Here is a 4,220-nt window from a genome sequence, read left to right as displayed (position 1 = left end):
ATCAGCGGCCTGATCGGCGGCGCCGCCCAAGCCAACTACGCCGCCGCCAACACCTTCCACGACGCCCTCGCCCACCACCGCCACACCCACGGCCTCCCCGCCACCAGCCTCGCCTGGGGACTATGGGCCCACACCAGCACCCTCACCACGAACCTCAGCCAGATCGACCGGAAGCGGCTGGCCAGGCTCGGCCTGCATCCGCTCGCCACCGCGCACGCCCTGGCCCTGTTCGACGCGGTCGTCTTCGGCCCGGCCGACCGGCCTCCCGTGCTCGTTCCGGCGCGGCTGAACACGGCGACCGAGACACCGCCGCCTCTGCTGCGCCGCCTGATCTCTCCTCGCCGACCGGCCGCCCGAGCCGCCCGTGCCAGTCAGGACACCTCACTGGCCGTCCGGCTCGCCGGGCTCACACCCGAGCAGCGCGGCGCGGCCCTGCTCGACCTGGTCCGCACCGAAGTGGCCACCGTCCTCACCCACCCCAACCCCACCGCCATCCCCGCCGACCGACCCCTCATCGAACTCGGCCTCGACTCCCTCACCGCCGTCGAACTCCGCAACCGCCTCACCACCACAACCACCCTCCGCCTCCCCGCCACCCTCACCTTCGACCACCCCACCCCCCAGGCCATCGCCGGCCTGCTGGACGGCCTGCTGGGAGGCGCCCGTACGGAGAAGGCACCGGTACGGGCCGAGACGGCCGCGATCGGGCCCCTGGCGGACGACCCGGTGGTCATCGTCGGCATGGCCTGCCGGCTTCCCGGCGGCATCGAGTCGCCCGAGGCGCTCTGGCGACTCGTGGAGAGCGGCGGCGACGCGGTGTCGGAGTTCCCCGCCGACCGCGGCTGGGACCTCGAAGGGCTCTACGACCCCGATCCGGATCACCCCGGCACCTCGTACACCCGGCACGGCGGGTTCCTGCGGGACGTCGCCGACTTCGACGCCGCCTTCTTCGGCATCTCGCCCCGGGAGGCGCTGGCGATGGACCCGCAGCAGCGGCTGCTGCTCGAAGTGGCGTGGGAGGCGTTCGAACGCGCCGGCATCGACCCGCAGCGGCTCAAGGGCAGCCGCACCGGGGTCTTCGCCGGGGTGATGTACCACGACTACGCGCCCCGGCTGCAGGAGATCCCCGGCGACCTGGAGGGATACCTCATCAACGGCAGCGCGGGCAGCATCGCCTCGGGACGCGTCGCGTACACCTTCGGTTTCGAGGGCCCCGCGGTGACGGTGGACACGGCCTGCTCGTCGTCGCTGGTCGCCCTGCACCTGGCCGCCCAGTCGCTGCGTACGGGCGAGTCGGACCTGGCCCTCGCGGGCGGCGTCGCGGTGATGTCGTCGCCCGCCACGTTCGTCGAGTACTCGCGCCAGCGGGCCCTGTCGGCGGACGGGCGGTGCAAGGCGTTCTCCTCCTCCGCGGACGGCACCGGCTGGGGGGAGGGGGTCAGCCTGCTGCTCCTCGAACGGCTGTCGGACGCGCGCAGGAACGGCCACCCGGTGCTCGCGGTCGTCCGCGGCTCGGCCGTCAACCAGGACGGGGCGTCCAACGGCCTCACCGCCCCGAGCGGCCCGTCCCAGCAGCGGGTCATCCGGCAGGCGCTCGCCAACGCCGGGCTGGCCGCGTCCGAGGTGGACGCGGTCGAGGCGCACGGCACGGGCACGACGCTCGGCGACCCCATCGAGGCGCAGGCGCTGCTGACGACGTACGGCCAGGACCGGCCCGCCGACCGGCCGCTGTGGCTCGGCTCGCTGAAGTCGAACATCGCGCACACCCAGGCCGCGGCGGGCGGCGCCGGAGTGATCAAGATGGTCATGGCGATGCGCGGCGGCCTGCTGCCGAAGACCCTGCACGTCGAGGAGCCGAGCCCGCACGTGGACTGGTCGGGCGGCGCCGTACGCCTGCTCGGCGAAGCACAGCCCTGGCCGGAGACCGGCCGCCCGCGGCGGGCGGGGGTGTCGTCGTTCGGGGTCAGTGGCACCAACGCGCACGTGGTCCTGGAGCAGCCCCCTGCCCCCGGGGAGCCGGCCAAGACGCCGTCCGCGCCGCCGCCCGCCGTGCCGTGGGTGCTGTCGGGGCACCTGCCCGAGGCGCTGCGCGGCCAGGCCGTCGGCCTCGCGACGTATCTGGAAGGCCGTGCGGACCTCGACCCCGTCGACGTGGCGCACTCTCTGGTCTCGGGCAGGGCGCTGCTCGCCGAGCGCGCCGTGGTGGTCGCGCCGGGCCGCACCGAGCTGTCCTCCGGGCTGTCCTCCGGGCTGTCCTCCGAGACGTCCGCCGTACTGTCCGCCGGCCTGGCCGCGCTCACCCGCGAGGGCGCGCTGCCCGGCCACGTAGTACGCGGCACGGCCGACGTGACCGGCAAGGTCGTGTTCGTCTTCCCCGGGCAGGGCGGGCAGTGGCCCGAGATGGCCGCCGGGCTGCTGGAGACGGCGCCGGTGTTCGCGGAGCGGCTCGCCGAGTGTGGGCGGGCGCTGGCCGAGTTCGTGGACTGGTCGCTGCTCGACGTGGTACGTGGCGTCCCCGGCGCGCCAGGGCTCGACCGGGTCGACGTGGTCCAGCCGGTGCTGTGGGCCGTCATGGTCTCGCTCGCCCGGCTGTGGCAGTCGTACGGCGTGCGCCCCGACGCGGTGGTCGGCCACTCCCAGGGGGAGATCGCCGCGGCGGTGGTGGCGGGGGCGCTGTCGCTCCGCGACGCGGCCCGCGTGGTGGCCCTGCGCAGTCAGGCCATCCGTACGCTGTCGGGTGACGGCGGGATGGCGTCGGTGGCCCTGCCCCTGGAGGAGGCCGAGGCCCGGATCGCGGCCTGGGACGGACGGCTGTCGGTCGGGGTCGTCAACGGCCCGGGCAGCGTGGTCGTGTCCGGCGAGGTGGGCGCCCTGACCGAGTTGCTGGCCGCGCTCGACGCCGACGGGGTGCGCAACCGGCGGATCCCGGTCGACTACGCGTCGCACTCCGCGCAGGTGGAGCTGATCAAGGACGAGCTCGTCAAGGCGCTGTCTCCCATCGCTCCCCGGGACCTGACCGTGCCGATGCTGTCGACCGTAACCGGCGACTGGGTCGGCCCGGCGAAGCTCGACGCGGAGTACTGGTACGCCAACCTGCGCCGGCCGGTGCGGTTCGAGGCCGCCACCCGGGCACTGGCGGCCGGCGGCCACAGCGCGTTCGTCGAGATCAGCCCGCACCCGGTGCTCACGTCGAGCATCGAGGACACCCTCGACGCCGCGGACGTCGCGCCGGCGCTGGTCACCGGCACGCTCCGGCGCGACCAGGGCGGGCCGGAACGGTTCCTCGTCTCGCTCGCCGAGGCGTTCGTGCGCGGCGTGCCGGTCGACTGGAACGTCGCCCTCGCCGGGTCCGATCCGCGCCGCGTCGACCTGCCCACCTACGCCTTCCAGCGCACCCGCTACTGGCTCGACGCCTCCCGTACGTCCGGAGTGGGCGGCTCGGCGGACGACGCCGCCCCCGGTGCGCCGGCGCCGGCGCCCGTGAGGCGGTTCGCCGGGCTCGACCCGGCACAGCGCCGCGAGGCCGTGCTCGACCTGGTCCGCACGGAGGTCGCCGCGGTGCTGCGGCACTCCGACGCCGAGGCGGTCGCGCCGACCAGGGCGTTCAAGGAGCTGGGTCTCGACTCGCTGACCGCCGTTGACCTGCGCAACCGGCTCCGGGCGGCGACCGGGCTGCCCCTGCCGACCACGTTGATTTTCGACCATCCCTCGCCCACCGCCGTGACCGAGCACATCCTCTCCGCCCTGAGTGACGCGGACGGCGCGGAGGGCGAGGGCGAACCCGCGGCCGATCCGCTGACCGCGCTGCGGCGGCTGGAGGCGAGCCTGCTCGCCGAGCCGGACGGGCGTGGCGAGGTCGTCTCCCGGCTCCGCGCGCTGCTGGCGCGCTTCGACACTCCCGCCGGCGCGGACGACGACCCGGACGACGAGCTCGATCTCGACTCCGCCACCGACGACGAACTCTTCGACCTCCTGGACAGGGGCTGATTCCTGATGGCGAACGACGACAAGCTGCGCGAATACCTCAAGCGTTCGATCGCGGAGACCAAGCAGGCGGAGCGGCGGCTACGGCAGATCGAGGCGAAGTCGCGCGAGCCGATCGCGATCGTGGGGATGGGCTGCCGTCTGCCCGGCGGGGTGACCTCCCCCGAGGACCTGTGGGACCTGGTCGCCGAAGGCCGCGACGCCGTCACCGAGTTCCCCGCCGACCGCGGCTGGGA

The 4,220-nt window shown here is 74.5% G+C and carries 2 protein-coding genes; both read left to right on the top strand.

Annotation, left to right across the window (positions count from 1 at the left end; translation table 11 throughout):
- Window positions 1–3,987, top strand: a 3,987-nt coding sequence (locus tag ABZ857_RS43855; RefSeq protein ID WP_357056837.1) for an acyltransferase domain-containing protein, incomplete at its 5' end; no start/stop codon positions are given.
- Between the two features lie 6 nt (window positions 3,988–3,993).
- A partial coding sequence (locus ABZ857_RS43850) for a beta-ketoacyl synthase N-terminal-like domain-containing protein (protein ID WP_357056834.1) occupies window positions 3,994–4,220 on the top strand: 227 nt, incomplete at its 3' end.

It is taken from the genome of Microbispora sp. NPDC046933 (assembly GCF_040644635.1).
In the GTDB taxonomy this organism is placed as follows: Bacteria; Actinomycetota; Actinomycetes; order Streptosporangiales; family Streptosporangiaceae; genus Microbispora.
This window is presented reverse-complemented; position numbering and strand designations above follow the sequence as displayed.